The organism is Streptomyces sp. NPDC050988 (assembly GCF_044456225.1).
Taxonomy (GTDB): domain Bacteria; phylum Actinomycetota; class Actinomycetes; order Streptomycetales; family Streptomycetaceae; genus Streptomyces.
The window spans coordinates 122,508-144,966 of record NZ_JBITFQ010000025.1; the positions used below are offsets into that span (position 1 = coordinate 122,508).

Here is a 22,459-nt window from a genome sequence, read left to right on the forward strand (position 1 = left end):
ACCCGCCTGTGTCGGACGCTCCCCTGGCCCGTACAGCCTCCACGTTACGCCGCGGCTGCGTCGCCTACGAGACCGGGGCAGGTCCGGTTTCGGCGGGGGAGCGCTGCGCCGTACCGCGTATGGCCGTGCCCGACATGCGCCGTATGGCGGACAGGCCGAGACTGGGCGTAATGCTCACGTAGAGCCGTATAGGAGGCAGCCATGGGCTGGTTGTGGGCGATCATCGTGGGATTCGTGCTGGGCCTGCTGGCCAAGGCGATCATTCCGGGCAAGCAGCACAGTCCGCTCTGGCTCACCACGATCTTCGGGATCATCGGCGCGATCGTCGGCAACGCGATCGCCCGCGGCTTCGGCATCGAGGCGACCCCCGGCATCGACTGGGGCCGCCACGCCCTCCAGCTCGGCGCCGCGATCGTCATCGTCTTCCTCGGCGACATGATGTACACGGCGATGCGGGGCAACAAACAGAGAGCCTGAACGCACGGGAACTGGGGCGGGGATCCACCAGGATCCCCGCCCCACCCTTGGCTTTTAGGGGCGCGGGGAACTGCGCGACAAGCCACGACGCACCCGCACACTCCGAACGACCGGCACCTGCCCCTTCCTACGGAGCAACCTCCACGGCGGCAAGGTTCTTCTTGCCCCGCCGAAGCACCAGCCACCGCCCGTGCAACAGATCCTCCTTGCCGGGAACGGCATCCTCGGAGGCGACCTTCACGTTGTTCACATAGGCGCCCCCCTCCTTGACCGTCCGCCGCGCAGCGGACTTGCTGGCCACCAGGCCCACCTCGGCGAAGAGGTCCACCACCGGACCGAGTTCGGCGACCTGGATGTGCGGCACCTCGGAGAGCGCCGCACCCAGCGTCGCCGCGTCGAGGTCACCCAGCTCACCCTGGCCGAACAGCGCCCGCGACGCGGCGACCACGGCGGCCGTCTGCTCGGCCCCGTGCACCAGCGTCGTCAGCTCCTCGGCGAGCGCGCGCTGCGCGGCCCGCGCCTGGGGCCGCTCCTCGGTGAGCTTCTCCAGTTCCTCGATCTCCGCGTGGGACTTGAAGCTGAAGATGCGCAGGAACTTGGAGACGTCCCGGTCGTCCGCGTTCAGCCAGAACTGGTAGAACGCGTACGGCGTAGTCATCTCCGGGTCCAGCCAGATGGTGCCGGACTCCGTCTTGCCGAACTTGGTGCCGTCCGCCTTGGTGATCAGCGGCGTGCCCAGCGCGTGCACCACGGCCTCCGGATCGACCCGGTGGATCAGGTCGGTGCCCGAGGTGAGGTTGCCCCACTGGTCGCTGCCGCCGGTCTGCAGCGTGCAGCCGTACCTCCGGTAGAGCTCCAGGAAGTCCATGCCCTGGAGGATCTGGTAGCTGAACTCCGTGTAGCTGATGCCCGCGTCGGAGTTGAGCCGCCGGGAGACGGCCTCCTTCGCGATCATCTTGTTGACCCGGAAGTGCTTGCCGACATCGCGCAGGAACTCGATGGCCGACAGGCCCTGGGTCCAGTCCAGGTTGTTGACCATCACCGCGGCGTTCGGACCCTCGAAGTCCAGCAGCGGCTGGATCTGGGCGCGCAGCCGCTCGACCCACAGGGCCACGACGTCCGGCGCGTTCAGCGTGCGCTCCGAGTTCGGCTTCGGGTCGCCGATCAGGCCCGTGGCGCCCCCGACCAGGCCCAGCGGGCGGTTGCCCGCCTGCTGGATCCGGCGCATCGTGAGAATCTGCACGAGGTTGCCGAGGTGCAGGCTGGGCGCGGTCGGGTCGAAGCCGCAATAGAACGTGACGGGACCGTCCGCGAACGCCTTGCGCAATGCGTCCTCGTCAGTGGAGAGGGCGAGCAGCCCGCGCCACTTCAGCTCGTCGACGATGTCCGTCACGGTTCTCGTGTCTCCTTGGATGATCTTCAGGCAGTCGGGGATGGTCTTCGGGCGGCCTGGATGGCAGCCGACTGCGAGGCTATCGAGGTTATACGCCCTGACTGACAGAGCTCATATTGAAGTCGGGCACCCGCAGGGCAGGCATCGCGGCCCTGGTGAACCAGTCGCTCCACTCGCGCGGCAGCGTCTTCTCCGTGCGCCCGGCCTCGGTCGCCCGGCCTAGCAGGTCCACCGGCGACTCGTTGAACCGGAAGTTGTTCACCTCGCCGGTGACCTGGCCGTTCTCGACGAGGTAGACGCCGTCCCGGGTCAGCCCGGTCAGCAGCAGCGTCGCCGGGTCGACCTCCCGGATGTACCAGAGGCAGGTCAGCAGCAGGCCCCTCTCGGTCGCGGCGACCATGTCCTCCAGGGACTTGTCCTCGCCGCCGTCGAGGATGATGTTGCCGATGCCGGGGGCCACCGGCAGACCCGTCAGGCCGGCGCTGTGCCGGGTGCTCGTCAGATGGCGCAGCTCGCCCTCACTGACCCACTCCGTGGGACGGAGCGGCAGCCCGTTGTCGAAGACGGAGGCGTCGTCGCCTGAGGAGTGCGCGAGCACGAAGGGCGCGGACTCCAGGCCCGGCTCGTTCGGGTCGCTGCGCAGCGTCAGCGGCAGGCCGGTGAGCTTCTCGCCGACACGCGTCCCGCCGCCGGGCTTGCTGAACACCGTCCGGCCCTCGGCCGCGTCCCGGGCCGCCGCCGACCACATCTGGTAGATCAGCAGGTCCGCGACCGCGGTCGGCGGCAGCAGAGTCTCGTAGCGGCCCGCGGGCAGCTCGACGCGTCGCTCGGCCCAGCCCAGCCGCGTGGCCAGCTCCGCGTCGAGTGCCGCCGGGTCCACGTCCTTGAAGTCCCGCGTCGACCGGCCGGCCCACGCCGAGCGCGTACGGTCCGGCGACTTGGCGTTCAACTCCAGCGTCCCGTTGGGCTGGTCATGCCGCAGGCGCAGACCCGTGGACGTACCGAGATAGCTGGAGACCAGCTCGTGGTTGGCGAAGCCGTACAGCTCGCGTCCGCCCGCACGCGCGCGTGCGAACGATTCGCCGAGGGCCGGGGCGAAGTCCGCGAAGACAGCCGACCAGGTCTCGGTGGGCGCGTCCGTGAAGTCGGGGGAGGCGGGCACGCCCTCGACGAGCGGCTGCGCGTCCTCGGCCGGGCCCGCGCCGCGCGCCGCCGCCTCGGCGGCCCGCACCAGCGGCTCCAGCTCGTCCGCGGTCACGGCCGCACGCGAGACGACCCCGGACGCCGTGCCCTCGCGGCCTTCCACGGTCGCGATGACGGTCAGCGTGCGCCCGCGCGTGACGCCGTTCGTGGTGAGCGCGTTGCCCGCCCAGCGCAGGTTCGCCGTCGATTGCTCGTCGGCGATCACGACACAGCCGTCGGCCCGGGACAGTTCGAGGGCGCGCTCGACGATCTCGTGCGGCTTGTTCGTACGAGGGCTCATCGACCGGCCTCCTGCGTGGTGTTCAGAATGTTGACGCCCTTGAAGAGGGCCGACGGGCAGCCGTGGGAGACCGCCGCGACCTGGCCGGGCTGGGCCTTGCCGCAGTTGAAGGCACCGCCGAGGACGTAGGTCTGGGGGCCGCCGACCGAGGCCATCGAGCCCCAGAAGTCCGTCGTCGTCGCCTGGTAGGCCACGTTCCGCAGCTGACCGGTGATCCGCCCGTTCTCGATCTTGAAGAACCGCTGGCCGGTGAACTGGAAGTTGTAGCGCTGCATGTCGATCGACCACGACCGGTCGCCGACGACATAGATCCCGCGGTCGACACTCCCGATCAGATCCTCGGTGGACATCCCGGCGGGATCGGGCTGCAGCGACACGTTCGCCATGCGCTGTACGGGGACATGGCCGGGGGAGTCGGCGTACGCGCACCCGTTGGACCGCTCGAAGCCGGTCAGCTTCGCGATGCGCCGGTCCAGCTGGTAGCCCACCAACGTGCCGTCCTTCACCAGGTCCCAGGACTGCCCCGCCACGCCCTCGTCGTCGTACCCGATGGTCGCGAGCCCGTGCTCGGCGGTTCGGTCCCCGGTGACGTTCATCAGGTCGGAGCCGTACCGCAGCTTGCCCAGCTGGTCGAAGGTGGCGAAGGAGGTCCCGGCGTACGCGGCCTCGTAACCGAGCGCGCGGTCCAGCTCGGTGGCGTGGCCGATGGACTCGTGGATGGTCAGCCACAGATTGGACGGGTCGACGACCAGGTCGTACACGCCCGCCTCGACGCTCGGCGCCCGCATCTTCTCGGCGAGCAGTTCCGGGATCCGCGCGAGCTCCGAGTCCCAGTCCCAGCCGGTGCCCGTGACGTACTCCCAGCCGCGTCCGACGGGCGGCGCGATCGTGCGCATCGAGTCGAACTCGCCGCTCGACTCGTCGACGGCGACGGCGGTCAGCTGGGGATGCAGCCGGACCCGCTGCTGCGTCGTCACCGTCCCCGCCGTGTCCGCGTAGAACTTGTTCTCGTGCACCGTCAGCAGCGAGGCGTCCACATGACTGACGCCGTTCGCCGCGAGCAGCCGCGTGCTCCACTCGGCGAGCAGCCCGGACTTCTCCTCGTCCGGCACGGAGAAGGGATCGATCTCGTACGAGGAGATCCAGGTCTTCTCGGCGTGCACCGGCTCGTCCGCGAGCTCCACACGCTCGTCCGAACCCGCCGCCTTGATCACCTGGGCCGACAGCTTCGCCATCGCCACGGCCTGCGACGCCACCTTCGCTGCGGAGTCCATCGTCAGGTCCACACCCGACGCGAACCCCCAGGTCCCGCCGTGCACCACACGCACCGCGTATCCCAGATCCGTGGTGTCCGAGGACCCGGCGGGCTTCGCGTCCCGCAACCGCCAGGCCGCGCTGCGCACCCGCTCGAACCGGAAGTCGGCGTGGTCGGCGCCCAGCGCCCTGGCCCGCGCGAGCGCCGCGTCGGCCAGGGCCCTCAGCGGCAGTGCCGTGAAGGCTTCGTCGATGGAATGAGGCACGGAGGTCTCCCTGCTGTCGTCGCCTGTCGGTCCGATCATGTCGCGCGGGCGCGCCGGGGGCCACAACTTTCTGTAGGGATCCGACAGCGAGTCCGGTACGTCACTGTCGGCGCCCGATTCTCCGTACGGGGGACGGTGCCGATAGGTTTTCGAGGTACCAGACCGGCTATCGAAAGGGTGATCCGTTGAGCCGCTCGGTTCTCGTCACCGGAGGAAACCGGGGCATCGGCCTCGCCATCGCCCGCGCTTTCGCCGACGCGGGCGACAAGGTCGCGATCACATACCGCTCGGGCGAGCCCCCGGAGGGCTTCCTCGCCGTCAAGTGCGACATCACCGACAGCGAGCAGGTGGATCAGGCCTACAAGGAGATCGAGGCCGAGCACGGCCCGGTCGAGGTGCTCGTGGCCAACGCCGGCATCACCAAGGACCAGCTGCTGATGCGGATGTCCGAGGACGACTTCACCTCCGTCCTGGACACCAACCTGACGGGCGCCTTCCGGGTCGTGAAGCGCGCCAACCGCGCCATGCTGCGGGCCAGGAAGGGCCGTGTCGTGCTGCTCTCCTCGGTCGTCGGGCTGCTCGGCTCGGCGGGCCAGGCGAACTACGCCGCCTCCAAGGCCGGCCTCGTCGGCTTCGCGCGCTCGCTCGCCCGTGAGCTGGGCTCGCGCAACATCACCTTCAACGTGGTCGCGCCCGGCTTCGTCGACACCGACATGACCAAGGTGCTCACCGACGAGCAGCGTGAGGGCATCGTGAAGCAGGTGCCGCTCGGCCGGTACGCGAAGCCCGAGGAGATCGCCGCGACGGTGCGGTTCCTCGCCTCGGACGACGCCTCGTACATCACTGGAGCCGTCATCCCCGTAGACGGCGGACTGGGAATGGGTCACTGATCACCATGAGTGGAATTCTCGAGGGCAAGCGCGTCCTGATCACCGGTGTGCTGATGGAGTCCTCCATCGCCTTCCACGCCGCGAAGCTGGCCCAAGAACAGGGCGCCGAGATCATCCTGACCGCGTTCCCGCGGCCCACGCTGACCGAGCGCATCGCCAAGAAGCTTCCCAAGCCCACCAAGGTCATCGAGCTGGACGTCAGCAACGACGAGCACCTGGCGCGGCTGGCCGACCTGGTCGCCGAGGAGCTGGGCGGCCTGGACGGCGTCGTGCACTCCATCGGCTTCGCCCCGCAGGACGCGCTCGGCGGCAACTTCCTCAACACGCCGTTCGAGTCGGTCGCCACGGCCATGCACGTCTCCGCCTTCTCCCTGAAGTCGCTGACCATGGCCTGTCTGCCGCTGATGCAGAACGGCGGCTCGGTCGTCGGCCTCACCTTCGACGCCCAGTACGCCTGGCCGCAGTACGACTGGATGGGCCCGGCCAAGGCCGCCCTGGAGGCCACCAGCCGTTACATGGCGCGTGACCTGGGCAAGCAGAACATCCGCTGCAACCTCATCTCCGCGGGCCCCATCGGCTCGATGGCCGCCAAGTCCATCCCGGGCTTCAGCGACCTGGCCGCCGTGTGGGACAGCCGTTCGCCCCTGGAGTGGGACCTCAAGGACCCCGACCCGGCCGGCCGCGGCATCGTCGCCCTGCTCAGCGACTGGTTCCCGAAGACCACCGGCGAGATCATCCACGTCGACGGCGGTCTGCACGCGATCGGCGCGTAAGCGTTTACGCGAACGTTTGCGTATCCGACGTCGTACGGCTTCGACGCCCCGTTTCCCGCATTGCGCGGGGAGCGGGGCGTCACCCGTTCGGCCCTACCGGCCGGGCGGTGCGGGCCGCTAACAGCGCACTCTGGAGTAGGAGTTCCCCCTCCCGAGATGTCCTCCCGAGCCCTGCCGAGGAGGTCCCCTTGTGCGCCTGTCCCAGCGCTTCGCCCCGCTGCTCGCTGCCCTGACCCTCCTGCTCGCGCTGCCCTGCGGCGCCGCCTCGCACACCACGAGAACAGCGCCCCACGCGCGCGTGCCAGTCGAGGAGAGGCCCTTCGGGGCGGCGTGCCGGACCGCCGTCGAGGGTTCGTATGTGACGGCGTACTGCCACAACCCGTATCCGGAGCCCGATCACGTCCGTCTGCACATCGAGTGCGACCCGTGGTGGGACATCGACTCCGACGGCGCCTCGGTCGAGGCCGGCCCCGCGCAGACCGTACGGCTGACCGGCCGCTGCTGGAAGGAAGTCCGCTCGGCGTGGGTCAGCCACCAGCGCTGACGACGGGCCCGTTCACGCGGAAGTGACGTCGGCGGGTCGGCCCGGCCGGCACAGGAAGGGATAGCCCGCGGCCTCCGTGGCGGCGGTCTCCGCGTCGCCCGCGCGGATGGCGTCCACCAGACGCGTGTGGTCCATGTACGTCTCGGGGGTCAGCTCCTCGCCCACGTCCTCGCGCAGCCAGTCGCGCATGACCTCGCCCAGGTCCGCGTACATCGCCGTCATGACGTCGTTGTGGGACGCGGCGACCACGGCCAGGTGGAAGGTCGTGTCGGCGGTCACGAAGGCCTCCGTGTCGCCCGACTCCCAGGCCTCCTCCCGGCGTACGAGGAGGGCGTCCAGCTGCTTCAGATCGCGCTCCGTGCGGCGCTCGGCGGCCAGCCTCGCCGCGCTCGACTCCAGCGTGGAGCGCAGTTCGGCGATGTGCCGCGGATCGGCGTCCGCGAAGCGGCGCTGCATCACGCCCGCCAGCTCGCTGGTCGCCACGACGTACGTGCCAGAGCCCTGGCGGATGTCGAGCAGGCCGTTGTGCGCGAGCGCGCGGACGGCCTCGCGGACCGTGTTCCGGGCGACCCCCAGCTGCTCGACCAGCTCGGGCTCGGTGGGGATGCGGGAGCCCACCGGCCACTCGCCCGAGGCGATCTGGTTCCGCAGCTCGGCGATGACCTGCTCGGACAGTGCCGATCGGCGGGGGTGGCTCAGCGGCATGACGGTCCTTCGCGCCAGGGGGTGCACCGGGAGGACGCACCGGAATGCGTGTCAGGGGATTGTGCCCCAGGTGTGCACCAGGGGATTGGACAACCAATCATCCCATGATTCTATGATGGCTGGCATGACTGGCGAGGAAACCCGGACGGCGATGTCCCCACCGATACGCAGCTCCGCACAGGACGCGGAACTCCAACCGCCCGCCACGCGCGCGTGGATGACGCGTGTGGTGATCATCGGCATCGTCCTCACCGCCCTCAACCTGCGCCCCGCCATCACGAGCCTCGGCGCCCTCCTCGAAGAGGTGCGCGACGGACTCGGCATGAGCGGCAGCTTCGCCGGGCTCCTCACCTCCGTACCGCCGCTGTGCTTCGGCGTCTTCGGTGTCATGGCACCGCGCCTCGCCCGCCGCTTCGGACCCGCCGCCGTGGTCTGCGCCGGCATGGTCGCGATCGCCGCGGGACTGGTGATCCGGCCGTTCGCCGGGAACACGGCCGGCTTCCTGGTCGCCAGCGCCCTCGCGCTCATGGGCATCGCGGTCAGCAACGTCCTGATGCCGGTGATCGTCAAGCGCTGGTTCCCGGACCGGGTCGGCTCCATGACCGGCCTCTACTCCATGGCCCTCGCCCTCGGCACCGCCGCCGCGGCCGCCGTCACCGTGCCCATGACCCGGGCCCTGGGCGGCAGTTGGCATGCCGGACTCGCCGTCTGGGCGGGGCTCGCGGCCGTCGCCGTACTGCCGTGGATCCCACTCGTACGGGCCCGGGGCACGGCCCTGTCCACGGACGCCGCCCCGGCCTCTGCTTCGGCAGCCCCGGCTCGTGACGCGTCCTCGGCCTCCGGGACGGGTCAGGAACCCTCCCCACTGCGGATCTCCCGGAGCCGTACCGCCTGGGCACTGGCCGTCTTCTTCGGGCTCCAGGCCACCGCCGCGTACATCACGATGGGCTGGATGGCGCAGATCTTCCGGGACGCGGGTGTCCCGGCGGGCACGGCCGGGCTGCTGCTCGCCGTCACCATGGTGATGGGCGTGCCGCTCGCCTTCGTCATCCCGCGGCTGGCCACGCGCCTGCCCCACCAGGGGCCGATCGTGGTCGCCCTCGGGGTCTGCGGCCTCGTCGGCTACGCGGGCCTCTACCTCGCCCCCGCGGGCGGTGCTTGGGCGTGGGCGCTGCTGCTCGGCATCGCCAACTGCGCGTTCCCGCTGGCCCTCACGATGGTCGGCATGCGGGCCAGGACCGGGGCGGGGGTCGCGCAGCTCTCCGCCTTCGCGCAGAGCACCGGGTACCTCATCTCGATCCCCGGCCCGCTCCTGGTGGGCGTGCTCTACCAGCACAGCGGCGGCTGGGGGCTGCCGATCGCCCTCATGGCGGGCCTGATGATCCCGCAGATCGTGGTGGGCATCCTGGCCGGCCGCGACCGCACGGTGGAGGACGAGGCCGCGCGCCGGCCGTGACCGTCGGAGACGGGCGGCGCGGTGGCCAGGAGACCCTGCCCGTGACCTCGCCGCGCCACCACCCGCATGCGGACTACACCCGCGCGCGTACGTCCCTGACCGGACCCCCCCGCGTGCGGGCGCCCGAGGGGTGGGAGACTGGGCCCATGCCCGTGCTCGACCCGAATCCCCAGAACGGCCAGAAGAAGATGCTGCTCGTCTTCGGCGCGTTCCTCCTCATCTTCGTGATCATCGGCGTCATCGCGTCGATCGCCTCACCCTGACCCACCGGAAGCTCGCCCTGACCCGTCGGTAGCCCGCCCCGAGCCCTCCGGCGTGACGCCTCCGCGAGCCGATGGTGGGGTTAGCCCCACCATCCCCTAGGGGGTGAGTGTCAGGGTCAAGTGGGTGGATCTCCGGATGGGTTGAGGGCTCCGGAGTCCGTAACTTCGAGATGTGACCGCGAGGACGCGGACCACGGACCACTCGAAGCCCCACGGAGGCGGCATGTCGGCCCCAACGCACATCCCGCCCCACCCGGCGACCAGGCGTGGCGTCGAGACCCGGCTCCCCTGGTGGGCCCTCGTCCTCCCCGCGCTCGCCTTTGCCGCGCTGCTCCTGGTGATACTGAACCCCGCCGACGCCCAGGCGGCAGGCGGCGACCCGGCGGTCGGCCGGCTCTTCGAGCAGGTCCAGCAGATCGTGCTGCACCAGGGCTCCTGAGCTCCCGGCACACCACGTCGGGGCAGCCAGTCAACTCCCTGCGCCCCATGGCGTGTTTCGTGCGAAGCTGGGAACCATGAGCGTCGCAGAACCCCGCAGGATTGTCCTTTTCCGGCATGCGAAAGCCGACTGGCCCGAGGTCTCCGATCATGAGCGGCCGCTCGCTGAGCGGGGCCGCAAGGACGCCGCCGTCGCCGGACGCAGGCTGGCCGACACCGGCATCCCCTTCGATCTGGCCCTCTGCTCCACCGCGACCCGGACCCGCGAGACATGGAAACTCGCCGTCCACGAGCTGCCCCACCGGCCGAAAACGGTCTATGAGGAGCGGCTCTACGAGGTCTCTCCCGGCGAGCTGATCGCCGTGCTCAACGAAACCCCCGACGACGTGCAGAACGCACTCCTGATCGGCCACAACCCCGGTGTGCAGGGCCTCGCCGACATCCTGGCCGGCCAGTCCGAGGGTGACGCGAAGGAGCGGATGAGCCGCCTGGGCTTCCCCGCCGCCGCCTTCGCCGTGCTCTCCTTCACCGGTTCCTGGAAGGCCCTGGAGCCGGGCGTGGCCACGCTGCTCGACTACTGGGCGCCGTCCGAGTAGACCCGGTCGTTCCCTTCTCACGAGGACGGGGCCCGGCACCATCGCGGTGCCGGGCCCCGTCCACGTCGTGGGCGCACTCCGCTCGACGGCCCAGGCCGCGGGAAGGCGCGAGCGCGGGCGAACTCAGTCCACGTGCATGTCCGCCGCCTCGACCTCTTCCCGTGTCACGCCCAGCAGATACAGGACCGTGTCCAGGAAGGGGAAGTTCACCGCGGTGTGCGCGGCCTGGCGCACCACCGGCTTGGCGTTGAAGGCGACCCCGAGACCGGCCGCGTTGAGCATGTCCAGATCGTTGGCCCCGTCGCCGATCGCCACGGTCTGGGCGAGCGGCACCCCCGCCTCCGCGGCGAACCGGCGCAGCAGCCGCGCCTTGCCCGCCCGGTCCACGATCTCGCCGGTGACCTTGCCCGTCAGCTTCCCGTCGACGATCTCCAGAGTGTTCGCCTGGGCGAAGTCCAGCCCCAGCCGCTCCTTCAGGTCGTCCGTGACCTGCGTGAACCCGCCCGAGACGACACCGACTTGGAAGCCGAGCCGCTTCAGCGTACGGATCAGCGTGCGCGCCCCCGGCGTGAGCCGCACCTCGCTGCGCACCTTGTCCACCACGGAGGCGTCGAGCCCCTTGAGCAGCTGCACGCGCGCGTGCAGCGACTGTTCGAAGTCCAGTTCCCCGCGCATCGCGGCCGCCGTCACCTCGGCGACCTCGTCCTCGCAGCCGGCGTGCGCCGCGAAGAGCTCGATGACCTCGTCCTGGATGAGCGTGGAGTCCACGTCCATGACGACCAGGCGCTGGGCCCGCCGGTGCAGCCCCGCCGCGACCACCGCGATGTCGACGCCCAGGGCCGCCGCCTCGGTCACCAGGGCGGTCCGCAGCGCCTCCGGCTCCGTACCGGACACGGCGAACTCGACGGCTGTCACGGGGTACTTGGCCAGCCGGAAGATACGGTCGATGTTGCCGCCGGTCCCGGTGATCCGGGCGGCGATCGCGGCCGCGGACTCCGCGGTGAGCGGATGCCCGAGCACGGTCACCAACGACCTGCCGTGCCCGCGCGGCCGGTTGTCGCCGAGGCCGGAGATGATCTCGGCCTGCAGCCTCATCGAGTCCGCCCAGCTGTGCACCGTGGCGCGCAGGTCGCCCTCCAGGCCGGCCGGCGGATGCGTCACGAGCGCGCACAGCACTATCCGGCCACGGGTGACGACCTGCTCGATGTCGACCACGTCGACCGAGTAGGCGGCGAGGGTGTCGAAGAGCCCGGCCGTGATTCCTGGCCGGTCCTTGCCGAAGATTTTGACGAGGAGAGTGGGGACATCAGACGTTTGTGATGCGCTCATGGTGCTTCCACCGTATCCGGCACCCTGTGCCGCACGCCGCTGAGGTCCGCCTGACGGACAGGGAACAGTGGGTGTCGCCGAGGTGTCCGCGGTCTTCACGAGCCGTGGCGCCCGCACGCCACGGCCCAGGTCAGCACCGTACGGGCCGCCGGTCGCCATCGTCCGGACCGCCGGTCACCGCCGGTCACCGCCGTCCGGGCGGCCTCCTGGACGGCGGTGGCGGCTCGTCCGGCGGGGGAGGCGGCGGCCCGTCCTGCGACGACCGGGGACGGCGCCGCGGCCCCGGAGCGGGCGGCGGTGTGAACGGCCCGGCCACCGTGGGAGCGCCGTACACGTCGTTCGGCGGCCGCGCACCGGGCGGTCGGGCACCCGGTGGCCACCCGCCCGGATCCTGCCCGCCCTGATCCCGTCCTTCCGGATTCCGTCCCCCGGGAGGTTGTCCGCCGGGAGGCTGGGCTCCGGGCGGGTGCCGGCCAGGGGACTGCGCGCCAGGAGGCCGAGGCCCGGAAGGCGGCGGCCCCGAGGACCGGTTCCGGTTGCCGGGGGACTGGGGTCCGGGCGGCGGGACGCTGGGACGCCGCCCGGACCCGGGCTCCCGCAGCTCGTCGGGCAGCCGCAGATACGGGTTCGTGTCGGGGTTCGCCGGCCGGTACGGCATACCGGGGTTGTAGGGCCCGCTCTCCCCGGCGACCTCCGCGAACGGCGGAGCGGAGGCCGGGGCGCCGGGGGCGCCGACGTCGCCGGCGCCCACGTCACCCAGTGCCAGCGGTGCCGCGCGCCGCCCGGCGGCCCCGGTGGCGCACGCGAGCAGCGCCCCCACGGTCCCCGCCCCCGCACCCCAGAGCGCCCCGAGCAGCAGCGCCATGCCCAGGTGCCCGTGCAGCTCGATCCCCGCGTCGAACGCGTCGATGCCCAGCACGGCCATCGAGGCGTCCACGGACACGTCCGTCAGCCAGGCGAGCAACGGCAGCGCGAGCGCGGTCACGATCCCCAGCCGCAGCGCGCAGCGCCCGGCGAAACCGAGGACACCGACACCCCGGTCACTTGGGACGCCCCGCTCCCGTACGAACGGAGTGCGCACCGCGGTCAGCACGCCCGCGTAGAGCATCATCAGCGCCGCCGCGACCCCCAACAGCCAGACCCGGCTGTCCAGTTCGGCCAGCCGTCCGAGCGAGACGGACTGGTCGTCGGAAGCGCTCAGCAGCTTGTCCAGGGGGTCGGGCAGGAACTGGACGAGCGGTCCCGACGCGCTTCCGTCCCACGGCACGAAGAGCCCGATCGGGATGCCGAGCCACACCCCGTTGGGCGCCCCGACCAGCGCCGCACCCGCGATCCGCTTCGGATTGTCGTCACCGATGGCCGCGTACGCAGCGGCCGAGAGCCCGGCCAGGACCGCCACCAGCAACACCGTGACCAGCGCGGACGCGGCAGGACGCACCAGGCGGTGCACCGAGGCCAGGCCACGCGGCAGCGGAGTCCGGCGCGAGGCCAGCAGCGCGATCGCCAGGACGCCGAGCACCCAGCCCAGGCCGCCCAGCAGTGTCGGCACGGTCTCGACCGTGAAGCCCACCTTGGCGTTCGCGTCCGCGAGATCCCCGAGCCGGTCGGGCAGCAGCCCGCCGATGTCACCGAGCCCGGGCACATCCACCTCGTCGGGCAGCCCGCCGCCCGGCAGCGAATCCAGCCCCAGAGAGCCGCCGTCGATGGTGATGACGTCGTGCCCCGCCCAGGCCAGACCGCCGAGCATCGCCACGAAGAGCGCCGCCACGGCGCCCGCGCGCGCGAACAGTTCGGCCGGCTCGATCACGACTCCGGCCCCGCGCAGTGACCGTAAGAAGAACCAGGACAGCAGCAGGGCACCCACCAGGCTCACGCCCAGTGGCGTGATCTGGAGGGCGGTGTCGGCCTGCGCGCCCTCCAGACCGAAAGCCGACACGTCGCCGGACGGCTTCACCGACCCACCCGCCCCGAGCGCCACAACCGCCGCGGTCATCGTCCCCAGCGAGCCGGACGCGTCCGCGCCGAGCAGATGCAGCCCCAGCGCCGCCACGCCGGCCATGCCGATCAAGGCCCAGCTCACGGCGGCGATCGAGGCCAGCAGCACATCACCCCACGGCACCCGCCTGCCGTGTCCCACGGTTCCGTCGCTCATCGTCAGCCCCCCGACTCCGCGCCGCGATGGTTCCACCGCGGTGTCCCCCTCGCGTGGGATTACCACTCTCCGGGCCGGTTTCAACCCAGTCAACGGAAACGGACAAGCCGCCCGTACGCGGTCTTCGCGAGGCCCGACTTTCGGTCAGAGGGGTCCTACTGAAATAGTTCCCCACGATGTTCGACATCCCTAGACTCCCTGTGATGGGGGAACTTCGGGGGACAACTCAGTGGGGCATGGAGTGCCGGAACTCGTACTGGAATTGAATGGACGGACCTGGACGCTCGATGCGTCCAGGCCATACACCCTCGGACGTGATCCGCAGGGGGACATCGTGCTCGACGACGCCAGGGTCTCCTGGCGTCACGCCACGATCAGCTGGGGCGGCCGCAGTTGGGTCATCGAGGACCACGGCAGCACCAACGGCACATTCGTGCAGGGGCAGCGGATCCATCAGATGGAGATCGGCCCCGGCTCGGCCGTGCACCTCGGCAACGCGACCGACGGCCCGCGGCTGAGCCTGGGGGGCAACGCGGCCGCCGCCGCACCGCAGGCACAGCCCCAGCAGCAGCCGTACGCCGCGCAGGGCGCGCCGGCGGCAGGCTGGGCCCAGCAGGCTCCGCAGCCGCAGCAGCACGCACCGGAGCAGGGCTGGCAGAAGCCGCAGCAGGGCGCGCACATTCCGCCGCAGCAAGGATCCGGTGGGGGCGCGGGGGCGCCGCCGGTCTACGGCGACCGCAGCCCCACCACGTTCCACCAGTTCTCGCTCGGCCGTGTGATGCGCATCGGCCGTGCCCTGGAGAACGAGCTGGTCGTCTCCGACCTGCAAGTCTCGCGTCACCACGCGGAGTTCCACGCGACGCCGGACGGCCGCCAGGAGATCCGCGACCTCGGCTCGCACAACGGCACGTACGTCAACGGTATGCCGATCGCCAAGGGTGGCTCCGCGCTGCTCGGCCCGAACGACATCGTCGGCGTCGGCCACTCGACGTTCCGCCTGGTCGGGGACCGGCTCGAGGAGTTCGTCGACACCGGTGAGGTCTCGTTCTCGGCCCGCCATCTGACGGTGACGGTCGACGGCGGCAAGCAGATCCTCAAGGACGTCTCCTTCGGCGTCCCGGAGAAGTCGCTCATCGCGGTCATCGGCCCGTCCGGATCCGGCAAGTCGACGCTCCTGAAGGCGCTCACGGGCTACCGCCCCGCCAACCAGGGTGACGTCCTCTACGACAACCGGAACCTCTACAAGCAGTTCGCCGAGCTGCGTCAGCGCATCGGTCTGGTCCCGCAGGACGACATCCTGCACAAGGAACTGACCGTCAAGAAGGCCCTCAAGTACGCGGCCAAACTGCGCTTCCCCGCGGACACCACGACGCAGGAGCGCGACGCCCGTATCGACGAGGTGCTGCGCGAGCTCAAGCTCGACATCCACAAGGAGAAGAAGGTCACCTCCCTCTCCGGTGGCCAGCGCAAGCGCGTGTCGGTGGCACTGGAGCTGCTGACCAAGCCGTCGCTGATCTTCCTGGACGAGCCGACCTCAGGCCTCGACCCGGGCATGGACCGCGACGTCATGCAGCTGCTGCGCGGCCTCGCCGACGACGGCCGTACGGTCCTCGTCGTCACGCACTCGGTGGCCGAGCTGGCCATCTGCGACAAGCTTCTGGTCATGGCGCCCGGCGGTTCGGTGGCCTATTTCGGTCCGCCCGAGGAGGCCCTGAACTTCTTCGGCTACGACACCTGGGCCGATGTCTTCTCCGCCTTCGAGAACTACCGCGACTACGACTGGGCGGGCCGCTGGAAGGGCTCGCAGCACTACCAGATGTACGCCGCGGACATCGACGCGGTGGCTCCGCAGTCCGTAGACATGCCGTCCGCCCAGGCGATGCGCCCGCCCAAGCCGCAGGGCTGGGGCTCACAGCTGATGACCCTGATCCGCCGCTACACGTCGGTGATCGCGTCCGACAAGGGCTTCCTGGCGCTGACGGTGATCCTGCCGGCGGTGCTCGGCGCGGTGAGCCTGCTCATCGAGCCCGACAAGACGCTGCTGGTGAACAAGCAGCTGGGTCCGAACGGCCTGCCCATCCCGAACAGCACGGCCGCCACGGTGCTGCTGATCCTCGCGGTCGGCGCCTGCTTCGCGGGCGCGGCCAACTCGGTCCGTGAGCTGATCAAGGAACGGGTCATCTACGAGCGGGAGCGCGCGACCGGCCTGTCGCGCTCCGCGTATCTGATGTCCAAGGTGATCGTCCTCGGCGTGATCACCATGCTCCAGGGTGCGCTGGTCGGTGCGATCGGCTTCATGAGCCGGACGATCCCCGACGAGGGCCTGATCCTCGGTGGCGCGGTCGCGGTCGAGCTGTCCCTGCCGATCATGGCGCTGGGCTTCACCTCGATGATGTTCGGCCTGGTCATCTCCTCGCTGGTGAAGACCGCAGAGAAGACCATGCCGCTGCTGGTCATGTTCGCGATCATCCAGGTCGTCTTCACCGGCTGTCTGTTCCCGCTGGCCGGGGCCCTGGGCGTCAACGAGTTCTCGTATCTGATGCCGTCGCGCTGGGCGGTCGGCGCCGCCGGCACCACGCTCGACTTCAACAAGATCAACCCGCACAACACGACCGACTCGGACCCGCTCTGGGACCACGAGGCGCTGACCTGGGCACTGGACATGGCCGCGCTGTTCGCGCTCGCCGCCGTCTGCGCCTTCCTCGTGGCGCGCTTCCTGCGCCGCCACGAGCCCGAGGTCATGCGCAAGTAGCCGGACGTTCAGGCCGGACCGTTCAACGAACACACGCGAAGGGCGGCTCCCCGTTGGGGGGCCGCCCTTTTCGGCGTACTCGTCAGAGGTCCGCGCAAACCTCAGTACGCGCTGTTGACGTTGTCGATCGAGCCGTACCGGTCGGCCGCGTAGTTGGCGGCGGCGGTGATGTTGGCGACCGGGTCGTACTGGCTCTTGGGCGTGCCGGCGACGTGGTATGCGTCGAAGGTCGGCTTGATGACCTGCAGCAGACCGATGGACGGGACACCGTTGATCGCGTTGATGTCCCAGTTGTTGATGGCGTTCGGGTCGCCCGCGGACTCGCGGATGATGTTGCGGTGCAGGCCGTCGTACGTGCCCGGTATGCCGCGCTTCTTCATGATGTCCAGCGACTCGCGGATCCAGCCGTCCAGGTTGTTCGGGTAGGTCTTCGCGGCGGCCGGCTTGACGGCGGCACGCTTGGCGGACCGGCTCGCGGCCTCCTTCGCCTTGCGGGCGTCCTCGGCCTTCTTCTTCGCGGCGGCCTCCGCGGCCTTCTTGGCGGCCGCTGCGTCGGCGGCCTTCTTCTTCGCGGCGGCGGCCTGGGCGTCGGCCAGCTGTCCGCTGAGACCGGCCGTGGCGGGCTTGAGCTGCTCGGCGGAGAAGGCGACCGGAGCGGCGGAGACCGAGTCGGCGCTGGCCTGCTGGGTGTTCCCCGGCACGAGCGAGAAAGCGAGGGCGGCGGCGCCCAGCGTGGCGACACCGGCGATGGAGAGCTTGTGGGTCTTGGTCAGCGCGCGGCTATGACCAGGAGTGTTCTGCTGCTTGGGCATGGCTGATGGACCTCTTCGAATAGCGCGGAGGTCGCTCTCGGCCCGATGGGGACAAAGGTGTTTCCGGGACAAGCGCCGTGGGTAAGAACCCGCGCCGCCGAGCGACCGATGGCCATTCTTAGCGGTCGCAATTTTCCGTGGCAAAGGTGTGACGTACGAACCCGGGTAGTGGAGCCAGGAAGGGCAAATCGGGGCAGACTGTCACGTCTGCCCCGCTCATGCCGAGTCTCTTTGTCTCCTAGGTCCCTTCGTACGTGATGTGCGTCCTATGTGCGGGCTCACACCGGCCTCGGTCCGGTCTCACCAGTAGTTGCTGAAGCAATGCTCTGTGTGAGGGCCCTCCTCCGGGAGGATGAGGTGCACGTCGCCGAACTCGTGCCAGAGGTAGCGCCCCCGCAGCGCCGCGTCGTACCCGCGGTCGACGGCGGCCCGCCCCGCGACCGCCTCCAGCATCAGCAGATGCGAGGCCTCGGGCTCGTGCAGCCCGGTGAGCAGCCCGTCCACGACCCGCACTCCGCGCTCCGGGGTTACCACGAGATCGGTCCAGCCCTTCGCCGCCCGCACCACTCCGTCGGCGCCGGTCGCCGACTCCACCGCCCGTACGGCGGTCGTCCCGACGGCGACCACCCTGCCATCTCCTGCCCCCGCTGCGTTGATCAGCCGCGCCGAGGTCTCCGGCACCGCGAAGCGCTCCGGGTACGGCGGCTCGTGCGCCTCGGCCGAGGCGACCCCGGTGTGCAGCGTGACCGGCGCGAACTGCACACCCCGGCTCACCAGCGCCGCCACCAGCCGCGCGGTGAAGGGCCGCGCCGCGCTCGGCATCTCCGCACTGCCCGCCCCGTCGGCGGACGGCAGCGCGAACACCGTCTGGTACGCCGACAGCGGCTGGTCCCGCTCCGTATAGGAGTAACGAATGGGCCTCCCGTGCCGGCCCAGCAGCCCCAGAACGTCCGCCTCCGGGCTGGGGACGTCAGCCTCCGGCCCCGGGCGATCCGGTTGCGGCAGCCGCCCGCCCGATTCCGACACCTGCCCGCCCGGTTCCGACACCCTTCCCCACCACAGCCGCGGGCTCCGCCCCGTGAGGGGCTCCTCCAGGACGAGCCGTACATCGCCGGGGAGACGCACCTCTGTCCCCGCGGGCCCACCCGCACGCGCGCGCGTGGTGCCCCGGCCGTCGGGATCACGCACCTCCACGGCCCAGCGCCCGTCGTCGCCCCGCGTGGAGAAATGCACCACCACGCGCGCGTGCCCGATCCTCCCGTCCACCGCGGCCGCCAGTGTCGGCGACGTGTTCACGATGAGCAGATCCCCCGCTCTCAGCAGACCCGGCAGCTCCGCGAACCCGTGATGCGACACTTCCGTACCACGCGAGACGAGCAACCGCACCGCGTCACGGTCGAGCCCCTTGCCCCGCTGCTCGGCGGGCACCCGGGCCGACAGCTCCTCCGGCACCCGAAGGGCCGTCGTCATCGCTGCTCCAGCAGCGCCGGCGCCCCGTAGCGCCCGCTCGCCGGACGCTTCTCGAGCAGCCGCAGAAAGGCCGGTACGACACTGACCGGATCCGGTCGCGGATCCTCGTCGTCCGGCACGGCCGCCGCGTACAGATCGGTGCCCATGTCGCCCGGGTCGACCGCCCAGACCCGCAGCCCGGGCTCCTCCTCCCCGAGCACCGCCGACAGATGGTCCAGCGCCGCCTTCGAGGCCCCGTAGCCGCCCCAGGTCTCGTACGCCTCGGCCGCGGCGTCCGAACTGACACCGATCACCGCACCGGCGGGGGACTCCCGCAGCAGCGGCAGGACCTCCTGGATCAGGCCGAGCGCCGCGACCACGTTGACCTCCAGGGCCCGCCGCAGCCCGTCCAGAGCCAGCGCGTCGAGACGTACGAGAGGTTCGGCACCCAGCGCGCTCGCGTTGTTCACCAGGAGATCGACGCCGCCGAGCCCCCGCGCCGCCGTCACCAGACCGGCCCGATGAGCACCGTCCGTGACGTCCCCCGGCAGCGCCTCGACCCGTGTCCCGTACTTGGCGAGGGCGGCGGCCGTCTCCTGGAGGACTCCCGCCGTTCTGGCGTCGAGCACCAGATCCCAGCCGCGCTCCGCCAGGGCCTCGGCGAGTGCCCGCCCCAGCCCCTTCGAAGCCCCCGTGATGATCGCTACCGGCATGACTTCCGTCCCCTCGTCCCATGGCCGCCGCTCCCGGCGACTGCCTCCAACGTAGGAACCGGACCACCCCCGCCGCCTCGTGCGCGGGCCGCAAAGCGAAGGGGCACTTCGCCCTAGGCCCAGCGGCCTAGAGAGGGACGCCACAGGTCGGATACGCACTGTCACACCCCGCCGGTACCGTGAGGTCATGAGCAAAGGACCCCGGTCGGGCCTGTCCGCGGTGAGCACCGCGCTGCTGGCCATGAGCCGACACCTCGAGGTGCGCGACGTCCTCAAGACGATCGTCGCCTCGGCCCGCGAACTGCTCGACGCGGAGTACGCGGCTCTGGGGGTCCCGGACGACCACGGCGGCTTCGCCCAGTTCGTCGTCGCCGGCGTCAGCGACGCCCAGTGGAAGGCCATCGGCCCGCTCCCGCGCCAGCACGGCATCCTCGCCGCGATGCTGCACGAGGCCCGCCCCGAGCGCCTCGCCGACGTGCGCGAGGACCCCCGTTTCGAGGGCTGGCCCTCCGCCCACCCCGACATGTCCGACTTCCTGGGCCTGCCCATCCGCGACGGCGACGAGGTCATGGGCGCCCTGTTCCTGGCGAACAAGCTGCGCCCTGCGGAGGGAGACCCCCCACACTCCCCGGGCGCCAGGCGGGAAGGCGGTTGCGGCTTCACCGAGGACGACGAGGAACTGCTGACGATCCTCGCCCAGCACGCCGCGATCGCCCTCACGAACGCCCGGCTGTACGAGCGCAGCCGCGAACTCACCATCGTCGAGGAGCGCTCCCGTCTCGCCCACGAACTGCACGACGCCGTCAGCCAGAAGCTGTTCTCCCTGCGCCTCACCGCCCAGGCCGCCGCCGCCCTCGTCGACCGCGACCCGGCCCGCGCCAAGGGCGAACTCCAGCAGGTGGCCGCCCTCGCCGCCGAGGCCGCCGACGAACTGCGCGCGGCCGTCGTCGAGTTGCGTCCCGCCGCACTCGACGAGGACGGACTGGTCGCCACGCTGCGCACCCAGATACAGGTCCTCGACCGTGCCCACTCCGCGCGCGTGACCTTCGACAGCCGCGGTGTCCGCGCACTGCCCGCCGCCCAGGAGGAGGCCATGCTGCGCGTCGCCCAGGAGGCGCTGCACAACGCGCTGCGGCACTCCGGCGCCGCCCGCGTCGACGTCACCCTGGAGCGGCACGGACCTGGCGCGGTCCTGCGCGTCACCGACGACGGCAGCGGATTCGAACCGAGGACGACACGCCGCGCGGGACGCCACCTCGGCCTGGTCTCCATGCGCGACCGGACCAACGGCGTCGGAGGCACGCTCACCGTGGAATCGGCGCCCGGAAAGGGCACCACGATCGAGATGGAGGTCCCTGGTGGCTGACGCAATCAAGGTGCTGCTCGTCGACGACCACCAAGTGGTCCGCCGGGGCCTGCGCACCTTCCTCGAAGTACAGGACGACATCGAGGTCGTGGGAGAGGCGTCCGACGGCGCCGAAGGAGTCGCTCGCGCCGAGGAGTTGAAGCCCGACGTCGTCCTCATGGACGTCAAGATGCCGGGCATGGACGGCGTGGAGGCCCTGCGCAAGCTCCGCGAACTCGACAACCCCGCGCGCGTGCTCATCGTCACCAGCTTCACCGAGCAGCGCACGGTGATCCCGGCCCTGCGCGCGGGCGCCGCCGGCTACGTCTACAAGGACGTGGACCCCGATGCCCTCGCCGGAGCCATCCGCTCGGTCCACGCCGGGCACATCCTGCTCCAGCCCGAGGTGGCCGGGGCACTGCTGTCCCAGGAGGAGACCAACTACGGGCAGGGGAGAGGCAGCTCGCTCACCGAGCGGGAGCGCGAGGTGCTCAGTCTGATCGCCGACGGCCGCTCCAACCGCGAGATAGCCCGCGCCCTCGTCCTCTCCGAGAAGACCGTCAAGACGCACGTCTCGAACATCCTGATGAAACTCGACCTCGCCGACCGGACGCAGGCCGCGCTGTGGGCCGTACGTCATGGTGTGACCGGCTGATGACCTGCTGATCCGCCCGATGGCGGCCTTCCGGACAGCACTACGGACGGCAACACGGAGGGTTCCGTTCCGGGCTGAGATTCATACCGTCGTGGGAATGTCCCCCGGATGGCGCATCCTTCCTGGATCTCCGCCGTTCTCCAGTGCGTGCTGCGGCGCTTTGCCGCAGTGGTTCACAAGGAGAGGGCTCAAGAAGTGAAGAACCTGAAGAAGGCCGCAGCCGTCACGATGGTGGCCGGTGGCCTGGTTGCCGCCGGTGCCGGTTTCGCCTCCGCCACCGATGGTGCGCACGCCGACGGCAAGGCCATCGGCTCGCCGGGCGTCGCCTCGGGCAACCTCGTCCAGGTCCCCGTCGCCATCCCGGTGAACGCGGTCGGCAACACCGTGAACGTTGTCGGCATCCTGAACCCGGCGTTCGGCAACGACGGCTTCAACGGCTGACGTTCGCACCTCGGGTCACCACTGACCACCGGCCTTCCAGGCAAGCCTGGGGGGCCGGTCCGGTTTCCGGGCCGCTCGATACATGCGGGTTGCCTGTGGCTGATCGCGCAGTTCCCCGCGCCCCTGAGGGGTGTCTGGCGTCGATGGGCACAGCGCGGGTTCGTTGTGGCTGATCGCGCAGTTCCCCGCGCCCCTAAAAAGTCGGCCCGTTTCTTTAGGGGCGCGGGGAACTGCGCGACCAGCCACGACTCACCCCCCGTCGCCCCCCCACCC

At 70.7% G+C, this 22,459-nt stretch carries 21 protein-coding genes; 12 read left to right on the top strand and 9 right to left on the bottom strand.

What is annotated here, in order from left to right; translation table 11 throughout:
• Positions 1-201 precede the first annotated feature (201 nt).
• Positions 202-477 (top strand): GlsB/YeaQ/YmgE family stress response membrane protein, encoded by a 276-nt coding sequence (locus ACIBEI_RS36735; RefSeq protein WP_361058637.1) that lies wholly within the window; start codon positions 202-204, stop codon positions 475-477.
• A 127-nt stretch (positions 478-604) separates the two neighbouring features.
• Here ACIBEI_RS36735 and tyrS read toward each other — a convergent pair whose 3' ends face one another.
• The 3 genes from tyrS to ACIBEI_RS36750 form a co-directional block, all read right to left on the bottom strand.
• Positions 605-1,870 carry a tyrosine--tRNA ligase gene (gene tyrS, locus ACIBEI_RS36740; protein ID WP_398894822.1) on the bottom strand — a complete coding sequence of 422 codons (1,266 nt, stop codon included), beginning with the start codon at positions 1,868-1,870 and terminating at the stop codon, positions 605-607.
• 88 nt (positions 1,871-1,958) lie between these two features.
• On the bottom strand, positions 1,959-3,353 hold the full coding sequence (locus ACIBEI_RS36745; protein ID WP_398894823.1) for a metallopeptidase TldD-related protein: 1,395 nt from the start codon (positions 3,351-3,353) through the stop codon (positions 1,959-1,961).
• Positions 3,350-4,873 carry a TldD/PmbA family protein gene (locus ACIBEI_RS36750; protein WP_398894824.1) on the bottom strand — a complete coding sequence of 508 codons (1,524 nt, stop codon included), beginning with the start codon at positions 4,871-4,873 and terminating at the stop codon, positions 3,350-3,352. The genes ACIBEI_RS36745 and ACIBEI_RS36750 overlap by 4 nt, the downstream gene beginning before the upstream one ends.
• 185 nt (positions 4,874-5,058) lie before the next feature.
• Here ACIBEI_RS36750 and fabG point away from each other — a divergent pair, with 185 nt between their 5' ends.
• The 3 genes from fabG to ACIBEI_RS36765 all read left to right on the top strand — a co-directional run bounded on the left by fabG (position 5,059) and on the right by ACIBEI_RS36765 (position 7,080).
• Positions 5,059-5,763, top strand: coding sequence for a 3-oxoacyl-[acyl-carrier-protein] reductase (fabG, locus tag ACIBEI_RS36755; protein ID WP_398894825.1), 705 nt, complete (start codon positions 5,059-5,061; stop codon positions 5,761-5,763).
• Between the two features lie 5 nt (positions 5,764-5,768).
• Positions 5,769-6,536: an enoyl-ACP reductase FabI gene (fabI, locus tag ACIBEI_RS36760; RefSeq protein WP_055615406.1), complete on the top strand. Its 768-nt coding sequence runs from the start codon at positions 5,769-5,771 to the stop codon at positions 6,534-6,536.
• A 190-nt stretch (positions 6,537-6,726) separates the two neighbouring features.
• Positions 6,727-7,080 carry a hypothetical protein gene (locus tag ACIBEI_RS36765; protein ID WP_398894826.1) on the top strand — a complete coding sequence of 118 codons (354 nt, stop codon included), beginning with the start codon at positions 6,727-6,729 and terminating at the stop codon, positions 7,078-7,080.
• A 12-nt stretch (positions 7,081-7,092) separates the two neighbouring features.
• On the opposite strand, the gene ACIBEI_RS36770 is transcribed toward ACIBEI_RS36765, so the two are convergent.
• Positions 7,093-7,785: a FadR/GntR family transcriptional regulator gene (locus ACIBEI_RS36770; RefSeq protein WP_398894827.1), complete on the bottom strand. Its 693-nt coding sequence runs from the start codon at positions 7,783-7,785 to the stop codon at positions 7,093-7,095.
• A 112-nt stretch (positions 7,786-7,897) separates the two neighbouring features.
• On the opposite strand from ACIBEI_RS36770, the gene ACIBEI_RS36775 reads away from it, so the two are divergent.
• From ACIBEI_RS36775 to ACIBEI_RS36790, 4 genes are all read left to right on the top strand, one after another.
• Positions 7,898-9,241, top strand: coding sequence for a CynX/NimT family MFS transporter (locus ACIBEI_RS36775; RefSeq protein ID WP_398894829.1), 1,344 nt, complete (start codon positions 7,898-7,900; stop codon positions 9,239-9,241).
• A 146-nt stretch (positions 9,242-9,387) separates the two neighbouring features.
• On the top strand, positions 9,388-9,504 hold the full coding sequence (locus tag ACIBEI_RS36780; protein ID WP_107102519.1) for an SGM_5486 family transporter-associated protein: 117 nt from the start codon (positions 9,388-9,390) through the stop codon (positions 9,502-9,504).
• 223 nt (positions 9,505-9,727) lie between these two features.
• Positions 9,728-9,943 carry a hypothetical protein gene (locus ACIBEI_RS36785; protein ID WP_398894830.1) on the top strand — a complete coding sequence of 72 codons (216 nt, stop codon included), beginning with the start codon at positions 9,728-9,730 and terminating at the stop codon, positions 9,941-9,943.
• Positions 9,944-10,019: 76 nt separating this feature from the next.
• Positions 10,020-10,538, top strand: a complete 519-nt coding sequence (locus tag ACIBEI_RS36790) for a SixA phosphatase family protein (protein WP_398894831.1) — start codon at positions 10,020-10,022, stop codon at positions 10,536-10,538.
• Between the two features lie 123 nt (positions 10,539-10,661).
• Here ACIBEI_RS36790 and serB read toward each other — a convergent pair whose 3' ends face one another.
• Positions 10,662-11,867 (bottom strand): phosphoserine phosphatase SerB, encoded by a 1,206-nt coding sequence (gene serB / locus ACIBEI_RS36795; RefSeq protein WP_398894832.1) that lies wholly within the window; start codon positions 11,865-11,867, stop codon positions 10,662-10,664.
• 184 nt (positions 11,868-12,051) lie between these two features.
• The gene (locus ACIBEI_RS36800) at positions 12,052-14,019 is read right to left on the bottom strand and encodes a streptophobe family protein (protein ID WP_398894834.1); all 1,968 of its coding nucleotides are present in this window, start codon (positions 14,017-14,019) and stop codon (positions 12,052-12,054) included.
• A 241-nt stretch (positions 14,020-14,260) separates the two neighbouring features.
• On the opposite strand from ACIBEI_RS36800, the gene ACIBEI_RS36805 reads away from it, so the two are divergent.
• On the top strand, positions 14,261-16,771 hold the full coding sequence (locus ACIBEI_RS36805) for an FHA domain-containing protein (protein ID WP_398894855.1): 2,511 nt from the start codon (positions 14,261-14,263) through the stop codon (positions 16,769-16,771).
• Between the two features lie 101 nt (positions 16,772-16,872).
• On the opposite strand, the gene ACIBEI_RS36810 is transcribed toward ACIBEI_RS36805, so the two are convergent.
• The 3 genes from ACIBEI_RS36810 to ACIBEI_RS36820 all read right to left on the bottom strand — a co-directional run bounded on the left by ACIBEI_RS36810 (position 16,873) and on the right by ACIBEI_RS36820 (position 19,745).
• The gene (locus tag ACIBEI_RS36810; RefSeq protein ID WP_398894835.1) at positions 16,873-17,583 is read right to left on the bottom strand and encodes a transglycosylase SLT domain-containing protein; all 711 of its coding nucleotides are present in this window, start codon (positions 17,581-17,583) and stop codon (positions 16,873-16,875) included.
• Positions 17,584-17,883: 300 nt separating this feature from the next.
• Entirely contained in the window at positions 17,884-19,053 is a 1,170-nt protein-coding gene (locus ACIBEI_RS36815; RefSeq protein ID WP_398894836.1) for an S-adenosylmethionine:tRNA ribosyltransferase-isomerase, read from the bottom strand.
• Complete coding sequence (locus ACIBEI_RS36820; RefSeq protein ID WP_398894837.1) at positions 19,050-19,745, bottom strand: SDR family NAD(P)-dependent oxidoreductase; 696 nt, start codon at positions 19,743-19,745, stop codon at positions 19,050-19,052. Before ACIBEI_RS36820 ends, ACIBEI_RS36815 begins: the two co-directional genes overlap by 4 nt.
• A gap of 187 nt (positions 19,746-19,932) precedes the next feature.
• On the opposite strand from ACIBEI_RS36820, the gene ACIBEI_RS36825 reads away from it, so the two are divergent.
• The 3 genes from ACIBEI_RS36825 (at position 19,933) to ACIBEI_RS36835 (ending at position 22,186) form a co-directional block, all read left to right on the top strand.
• Positions 19,933-21,111, top strand: a complete 1,179-nt coding sequence (locus tag ACIBEI_RS36825) for a GAF domain-containing sensor histidine kinase (RefSeq protein WP_398894838.1) — start codon at positions 19,933-19,935, stop codon at positions 21,109-21,111.
• Positions 21,104-21,745: a response regulator gene (locus ACIBEI_RS36830; RefSeq protein WP_398894839.1), complete on the top strand. Its 642-nt coding sequence runs from the start codon at positions 21,104-21,106 to the stop codon at positions 21,743-21,745. The genes ACIBEI_RS36825 and ACIBEI_RS36830 overlap by 8 nt, the downstream gene beginning before the upstream one ends.
• A 195-nt stretch (positions 21,746-21,940) precedes the next feature.
• On the top strand, positions 21,941-22,186 hold the full coding sequence (locus tag ACIBEI_RS36835; protein WP_307526039.1) for a chaplin: 246 nt from the start codon (positions 21,941-21,943) through the stop codon (positions 22,184-22,186).
• Positions 22,187-22,459: the final 273 nt, after the last annotated feature.

What these genes read in the sequence shown, in the direction of transcription:
- ACIBEI_RS36735 (WP_361058637.1), top strand. Translation starts at nt 202, where the DNA reads ATGGGCTGGTTGTGGGCGATCATCGTGGGATTCGTGCTGGGCCTGCTG.
- ACIBEI_RS36745 (WP_398894823.1), bottom strand. Translation starts at nt 3,353, where the DNA reads ATGAGCCCTCGTACGAACAAGCCGCACGAGATCGTCGAGCGCGCCCTC.
- fabI (WP_055615406.1), top strand. Translation starts at nt 5,769, where the DNA reads ATGAGTGGAATTCTCGAGGGCAAGCGCGTCCTGATCACCGGTGTGCTG.
- ACIBEI_RS36770 (WP_398894827.1), bottom strand. Translation starts at nt 7,785, where the DNA reads ATGCCGCTGAGCCACCCCCGCCGATCGGCACTGTCCGAGCAGGTCATC.
- ACIBEI_RS36775 (WP_398894829.1), top strand. Translation starts at nt 7,898, where the DNA reads ATGATGGCTGGCATGACTGGCGAGGAAACCCGGACGGCGATGTCCCCA.
- ACIBEI_RS36780 (WP_107102519.1), top strand. Translation starts at nt 9,388, where the DNA reads ATGCCCGTGCTCGACCCGAATCCCCAGAACGGCCAGAAGAAGATGCTG.
- ACIBEI_RS36785 (WP_398894830.1), top strand. Translation starts at nt 9,728, where the DNA reads ATGTCGGCCCCAACGCACATCCCGCCCCACCCGGCGACCAGGCGTGGC.
- ACIBEI_RS36790 (WP_398894831.1), top strand. Translation starts at nt 10,020, where the DNA reads ATGAGCGTCGCAGAACCCCGCAGGATTGTCCTTTTCCGGCATGCGAAA.
- serB (WP_398894832.1), bottom strand. Translation starts at nt 11,867, where the DNA reads ATGAGCGCATCACAAACGTCTGATGTCCCCACTCTCCTCGTCAAAATC.
- ACIBEI_RS36800 (WP_398894834.1), bottom strand. Translation starts at nt 14,019, where the DNA reads ATGAGCGACGGAACCGTGGGACACGGCAGGCGGGTGCCGTGGGGTGAT.
- ACIBEI_RS36810 (WP_398894835.1), bottom strand. Translation starts at nt 17,583, where the DNA reads ATGCCCAAGCAGCAGAACACTCCTGGTCATAGCCGCGCGCTGACCAAG.
- ACIBEI_RS36815 (WP_398894836.1), bottom strand. Translation starts at nt 19,053, where the DNA reads ATGACGACGGCCCTTCGGGTGCCGGAGGAGCTGTCGGCCCGGGTGCCC.
- ACIBEI_RS36820 (WP_398894837.1), bottom strand. Translation starts at nt 19,745, where the DNA reads ATGCCGGTAGCGATCATCACGGGGGCTTCGAAGGGGCTGGGGCGGGCA.
- ACIBEI_RS36825 (WP_398894838.1), top strand. Translation starts at nt 19,933, where the DNA reads ATGAGCAAAGGACCCCGGTCGGGCCTGTCCGCGGTGAGCACCGCGCTG.